8 protein-coding genes are annotated in these 5,832 nt (G+C 66.2%); 1 reads left to right on the forward strand and 7 read right to left on the reverse strand.

Features of this window, described 5'->3' with window-relative positions; genetic code table 11:
* Positions 1-103: 103 nt before the first annotated feature.
* Complete coding sequence (locus tag Q0520_RS06265; protein ID WP_298667703.1) at positions 104-496, reverse strand: hypothetical protein; 393 nt, start codon at positions 494-496, stop codon at positions 104-106.
* A gap of 47 nt (positions 497-543) precedes the next feature.
* Here Q0520_RS06265 and nadA point away from each other — a divergent pair, with 47 nt between their 5' ends.
* Positions 544-1,479, forward strand: a complete 936-nt coding sequence (nadA, locus tag Q0520_RS06270) for a quinolinate synthase NadA (RefSeq protein ID WP_298667704.1) — start codon at positions 544-546, stop codon at positions 1,477-1,479.
* Between the two features lie 137 nt (positions 1,480-1,616).
* Here the strand turns inward: nadA and thiE are convergent, their stop codons facing one another.
* The 6 genes from thiE to Q0520_RS06300 all read right to left on the reverse strand — a co-directional run.
* On the reverse strand, positions 1,617-2,294 hold the full coding sequence (gene thiE / locus Q0520_RS06275) for a thiamine phosphate synthase (protein WP_298667706.1): 678 nt from the start codon (positions 2,292-2,294) through the stop codon (positions 1,617-1,619).
* Positions 2,294-3,094 carry a hydroxyethylthiazole kinase gene (gene thiM / locus Q0520_RS06280; RefSeq protein ID WP_298667708.1) on the reverse strand — a complete coding sequence of 267 codons (801 nt, stop codon included), beginning with the start codon at positions 3,092-3,094 and terminating at the stop codon, positions 2,294-2,296. Before thiM ends, thiE begins: the two co-directional genes overlap by 1 nt.
* Positions 3,095-3,147: 53 nt before the next feature.
* A complete protein-coding gene (locus Q0520_RS06285; RefSeq protein ID WP_298667710.1) occupies positions 3,148-3,516 on the reverse strand; it encodes a hypothetical protein in 369 nt (122 codons plus the stop codon).
* A complete protein-coding gene (locus Q0520_RS06290) occupies positions 3,488-4,675 on the reverse strand; it encodes an aminotransferase class V-fold PLP-dependent enzyme (protein WP_342765243.1) in 1,188 nt (395 codons plus the stop codon). Before Q0520_RS06290 ends, Q0520_RS06285 begins: the two co-directional genes overlap by 29 nt.
* Before the next feature lie 33 nt (positions 4,676-4,708).
* The gene (locus Q0520_RS06295; RefSeq protein WP_298667712.1) at positions 4,709-5,203 is read right to left on the reverse strand and encodes a threonyl-tRNA synthetase editing domain-containing protein; all 495 of its coding nucleotides are present in this window, start codon (positions 5,201-5,203) and stop codon (positions 4,709-4,711) included.
* Between the two features lie 179 nt (positions 5,204-5,382).
* Positions 5,383-5,832, reverse strand: a 450-nt coding sequence (locus Q0520_RS06300) for an HD domain-containing protein (protein ID WP_298667714.1), incomplete at its 5' end; no start/stop codon positions are given.

Raw genomic sequence — 5,832 nt, forward strand, 5'->3', positions numbered from 1 at the left:
AGCACCTCGACGGGGTTGACGCCGAGCATGAGGAGGACGTCCTCGACGGTCGCCGACGAAACCGTGATCTCCTCGGTCCTGCCAGAAGAGAGGTGGACTTTCATCATATCCCCCTTTCCTCGCAGGACGCAGACGTTTCGTAGACCCCGAGGACACGCCCTGCCGTGCCGGGGCCGAGACGCGTCGCGAGGAGGGAGATCAGGACGTCGGCATACGCGGGCGGGACGCAGCCGAGGCTCTCCTCCCCGGTCTCGATGAGGCCGACGAGGGTGCGGAGTTCGCCGTCGTCGAGACGGGCGAGGCGGACCCCGAAGTCGTCGGGGCCGGCGGCGAAGTGGTTCGCCACCGGCGGGAGGAGAGAGCGGAAAGGAACACCCGACCCGGTGCAGACAAGGTCGTCGCACTCGGGTGCGAGTTTTTTCAGCATGGCAAGGTCTTTTTCAGATAATAGTCTCGGCATACCCGTCTCCTGGTCGCCGGCAGGGGGCGGCGGCACATTCACAATTGTGAATATATTTTATCTGGTGGAAACAGATATACATTATGGTTGCCCTTCCGGAGGATCGGGAGACGATGGATGAGAGACTCGTTGAAGAGATTCTGCGCCTGAAAGAGGAGAAGGACGCCGTACTCCTTGCGCACAACTACCAGATACCGCCGGTGCAGGACGTCGCGGACCTCGTCGGCGACTCCCTGGAACTGGCGAGGGCGGCGACCGCCTACGACGCCGGGGTCATCATCTTCTGCGGTGTCGACTTCATGGCCCAGACCGCTGCGATCCTCTCGCCGGAGAAGAGGGTGGTCCTGCCGGCGGGCGACGCCTGCTGTCCAATGGCGGCGATGGTCACGGCAGGGGAGGTGCGGGTGCTGAAGGAGCGCTTCCCCGACGCCGCGGTGGTCAGTTATGTCAACACCTCGGCGGAGGTGAAGGCGGAGAGCGACATCTGCTGCACCTCGGCCAACGCGGTGAAGGTGGTGGAGTCTCTTGAGGAGGAGAGGGTCATCTTCGTGCCAGACCGGAACCTCGCCCGCTATGTCGCACGCTTCACGACAAAGGAGGTGATGCCCTGGGACGGGTTCTGCTATGTCCACGACAGGTTCACGCCCGGGGACGTGGAGGACGCCCGCCGCCTCCACCCCGAGGCCGAGGTGCTCGTCCACCCGGAGTGCAGGCCCGAGGTGATCGACCTTGCGGACTCTGTCCAGTCGACGTCCGGGATGGTGAGGCATGCCTGCAAAAGCGCGGCACGCTCCTTCATCATCGGCACCGAGACGGGCATCATCCACCAGATGCGGAAGAAGTGCCCGGACAAGGAGTTCTACCCCCTCTCCGAGAGGGCGGTCTGCGTCAACATGAAGAAGACCGACCTTGTGATGGTGAGGGACTCCCTCGTGACCCTCAGGCCGCGGGTGACCGTCCCCGCAGGCGTCGCCGACCGGGCGCGGACGGCGATCGAGAGGATGCTCGCGGTGAAGTGAGGGGAGAAGAAGGCTCTGACAGGAAAAAATCAGGGTCGAAGTCGCGGCGGTAGAAGACGCAGACCAACCGCCTTCCCCAGAGTATAGACCGGGAGGTACATCCCCGAGGTCAGGACCTCCGGTTCCTCATTCTCTTCTCAGAACGCGACATCGTCCCCGGCCTTTTCACGGGCGCAGGAGAGGTGCGGGGCGCTCTTCGCGGCGGCGACGAGGGCCTTCATATTCCGTGCGGCGGCGGTCACGTCCTCCTGCCCGACGACCGCCGAGATGACGGCGACGCCGTCGGCACCGGCGTTGATGACGTCGGCGACATTGTCGGGGCCGATGCCGCCGATCCCGAGGACGGGGACGGAAACGGCGGACCTGATCGCCCGGAGAGTCGCAAGGCCGTGGCCCGGACCGGCGTCGGCCTTTGAGGCGGTCGAGAAGGTGGGGCTGAGGGCGACATAGTCGGCGCCGTCGGCCACCCCGATCCGCGCCTCTGCCACGTCTCCGACCGAGACGCCGACGATGAATCCCGGCGGGGCGATCTCCCGCGCCGCCCTGACCGGGAGGTCGTCCTGGCCGAGGTGGACACCGTCGGCACCGGCGGCGAGGGCGACGTCCAGGCGGTCGTCCACGATGAAGAGGACGCCTGCCGCGGCGGTGACCTCCCTGACGGCACGCGCCTCCCGCAGGAGTGCGGAGGTGCTCATCTCCTTGTCCCGCAACTGGACGACGTCTGCTCCGCCAGCAACGGCAAGACTGACCTGTTCGAGGGGAGAGAGGCCGCGGCCGACCTCCCTGTCGGTGACGACGTACAGGTCATAACCCATCAGACGACCTCCAGCCGCGCCCCCTCCGCCAGGTCTTCGGGCGTCAGGGTGTAGAGTTCGTCGAAGAGGGCAGTCCTGAAGGAGTACGGCCCGCGGGCACCGGCGGCCGCCTTCTCCCCGGCGCACCCGAAGGCGGCGAGGGCCGCCGCGGCGCCTGTGAGGGGGTCGTCGGCGACGGCGACGAAAGAGCCGACGACCGAGGAGGCCATGCACCCGGTCCCGGAGAGGCGGTCCATCATCTCGTTCCCGTTCCTGACCAGGACGACACGCTTCCCGTCGGTGACGACGTCGGTCTCGCCGGTCATCGCCACCACCGTGCCCGTCGACCGGGCGCATGCCTTCGCCGTCTCGACCGGGTCGCCTGCAAGGCCGCACGAGTCCACGCCCCGCACCTTCCCGCCCATACCGGCAAGGACACCGATCTCCCCGGCATTCCCCTTCAGGACAGCGACCTTCACCTCCCTCAGGACCCGGAGGACAGCATCGGTCCGCAGGCGGGTCGCCCCGGCGCCGACAGGGTCGAGGACGACGGGCACGCCGAGTTCGTTCGCCCGTTTGCCCGCAAGGAGCATTGACTCCACCTGGGCAGGGTCAAGGGTCCCGATGTTCAGGACAAGGGCGCCGGCGGCAGCGACCATTTCGGCCGACTCCTCGATCGCCTCGGCCATCACCGGGGCGGCCCCGGCGCAGATGGTGATGTTGGCGCAGTCGTTGATCGTCACGGTGTTGGTGATGTGGTGTACGAGCGGCCGTCTCTCCCGCACCTGCGAGAGGAGGTCAGCGCAGATCTTCGCGTCCATGGTTGTGATCAGGATCTTTGGGCGGGGAATATGAGAGGTCTTCCGGTGGAGGCTTATCTCCCGTACAGGTGCTCGTGCACTCTCTCGACGAGCGCGCTCTCCCGCCGCTTCAGGAACACAAGGTCGGGGTTGCCGTCCCGATACAGGGAGAAGAGGGAGTACAGGAAGTCGGTCGTCAGGTCCGTCACCTCGCGCCTGAACCGCACCTCGACAGTCGTGTCCCCGGCAAACCCCTTGATGGAGAAGAAGTCCGTCTTCTCGAAGGTGTAGAAGCCCTCGCCGAGGGCGGGCATCGCCTCCACGCGCCCGAAGTTTTCGAGGTACGAGAAGAACCCCGCAGTCAGCGGGGCGCTGAGGACGAACTCCTTCATGAGGGTGCCGTCGGCACAGGACTTATGGCGAATTGACCTGACAACATGCATTGCATGCAACCTCCCGTATGGCCGCGGCTGCGGTCCTGCACTCCTCGTCAGTGGTGAACCAGGAGAGACTGAGCCGCACGCACCCTTTCCCGCCGTCGATCGCCCGGTGTACGAGAGGGGCGCAGTGGAGGCCGGTCCTGGTGACGACGCCGTAGGCGCGGGCGAGGACAAAGCCGACGTCGTCGTCGTCCATCCCCCTGACGGAGAAGGAGACGATCGGCAGTGTCGGGTGCCTTGTGTGGACAACGATGTTCGGTTCTTTTTCGAGTTCCCCGATAATGTACGCCGTCTGGCACTCCGCTTTCTCTGCGATAGCGTCGACGCCAATGGAGAGGACGAACTCCACGCCTGCCGCGAGCGCCGCAAGGCCGGGGTAGTTCGGCGTCCCGGCCTCGAACCTCTCGGGCATCTCCTGCGGCTGGAAAAGGGAGGAGGAGTCTGTCCCTGTCCCCCCGACCCTGACCGGGGCCACTGCGTCGGGGTCGCGGATATAGAACCCCCCTGTGCCGGCGGTACCGAAGAGGCCCTTGTGCCCGGTGAAGACGTAGGCGTCGACAGGGAGGGCACCGAGGTCCACAGGGATGTGGCCGGCGGTCTGCGCACCGTCGACGATGACGTAGACGCCGTGGTCGTGGAGGAGGGCGCCGATCGCCCCGATCTCCTGGACGGTGCCGAGGACGTTGCTCCCGTGCGCCATGACCATGAGCCGCGTCTCCGGGCGGACGGCTGTCTCGACGGCGGCGGGCGAGACGTGGCCGTCTTCATCGAAGGGGACGACGGTGAGGCTGATCCGCCCCTCCTTCTCCAGTTCGTGGAGGGGCCTCTGCACGGCGTTGTGGTCGAGGGCGGTGGTCAGGACGTGGCAGGGGCCGGGGTGGGCGGCGAGAAAACCCCGGATGAGGAGGTTCAGGGAGTCGGTGGCATTGAGGGTGAAGATGTAGTGCTCGGCAGGCCCGGCATGGAAGAGGCGGGCGAGGGCCTCCCGTGCGAGGGTGGGGTAGTCCTCCCCCTCGGTCCCGGCGGTCCGCCCGGACCCGAAGACCGGACTGGCAAGGGAGGTCATGGTCGCCGCGATCACCGTCTGGGGTTTCGGCCAGGTCGTCGCCGCGTTGTTCAGGTAGATTATCAGTTTTTCCTCTCTCATGCTCTTCGCTGTCACTGTACTCTCTCGAAAGCGCCAAAAGAGTAGTGGTCAGGAATGGTCGGGCGTCTCCGTCACCTTCAGGGGGTGACGGCAGTGCGGGCAGACAGGGCCGCACTCGGTCCCGTCGAAGGGGCAGATGGTCATCGAGAGGTCGGCGAGGGGGTGGCCCTTCCCCGCGAGGTCGAACTTCTTGTACCACCCGAAGGGCGCCCTCTGCACCTCGATGCCGGCCTCACGCAGGGCGTCGGCGAGGCCGTCGAGGACATGGAGGGCGGTCGAGGGGTCGGAGAGGTCTGAGGCGAGGTGGGCGTACGGGTAGACGATCGCTCTCGTCGCCTTCAGCATCGCCATGCGGGCGAGGACGTTCCGGGCGGCCTTCCCGACCACGGCGTCGGGGTCCCTCCCGTCCATCTCTTCCACGCAGCAGAAGAGGACGACGCACTCCTCCATGCCGCCCTCCCTCTCGTCGAGGGGTTCTGCGAAGGGCGTCTTCTTTGTCGCCCGGTAGTGCATGCTGTCCGCGTGGATGGAGACGATCCTCATCTCGACCCTCCTGTGATGATCTTCCCGGTGTTGCTGGTCATGATAGTCACCATAGATACCCGGGCAGACGGCGGGTCTGCCGCCGGGTTTTCACAATTGTGAAGTGATCAGTGTTCACAATTGTGATGACATCAAGATTCCGGTTTTCCGGCGCCGTCGAAAAAAAGGGAGATAGGGGGTCACACCCGGCGCATCTCGTCTTCGAGGGCGCCGACAAAGTTGCTCAGGAAGGCGTGCCTCTCCTCCGCAAGGGTGCGGGCGGTCGCGGTGTACATCAGGCCCTTCAGCTTCAGGAGTTTCTCGTGGATGTGCCCGACGGCGTCGGGGATGCCGCCCCCGCGTTCCCCTGCCTGCAGGAAGGTGCGGGCGAGGCCGACCGCTCCCATGGCGTCCAGTTTGTCGGCGTCGGAGAGGACCTTCGCTTCCAGGGTCGCGGGCGCGGCCCCGGTGCTGTACCGGTGGGTGCGGATGGCGTGGGCGACTGCCGGGACGAGGGCGGCGTCGTAGCCGATCGACTGGAGGTACTCTTCCGCAATCCTCGCCCCCGCCTCCTCGTGGGGGACGCCGGTCTCCGCCTCCAGGGGGCGGGCGATGTCGTGGAGGAGGGCGGACGGAATGAGCACCCGCAT

Source organism: uncultured Methanofollis sp., from assembly GCF_937919355.1.
Taxonomy (GTDB): Archaea; Halobacteriota; Methanomicrobia; order Methanomicrobiales; family Methanofollaceae; genus Methanofollis.

What these genes read in the sequence shown, in the direction of transcription:
- nadA (WP_298667704.1), top strand. Translation starts at nt 544, where the DNA reads ATGGTTGCCCTTCCGGAGGATCGGGAGACGATGGATGAGAGACTCGTT.
- thiM (WP_298667708.1), bottom strand. Translation starts at nt 3,094, where the DNA reads ATGGACGCGAAGATCTGCGCTGACCTCCTCTCGCAGGTGCGGGAGAGA.
- Q0520_RS06285 (WP_298667710.1), bottom strand. Translation starts at nt 3,516, where the DNA reads ATGCATGTTGTCAGGTCAATTCGCCATAAGTCCTGTGCCGACGGCACC.
- Q0520_RS06295 (WP_298667712.1), bottom strand. Translation starts at nt 5,203, where the DNA reads ATGAGGATCGTCTCCATCCACGCGGACAGCATGCACTACCGGGCGACA.
- thiE (WP_298667706.1), bottom strand. Translation starts at nt 2,294, where the DNA reads ATGGGTTATGACCTGTACGTCGTCACCGACAGGGAGGTCGGCCGCGGC.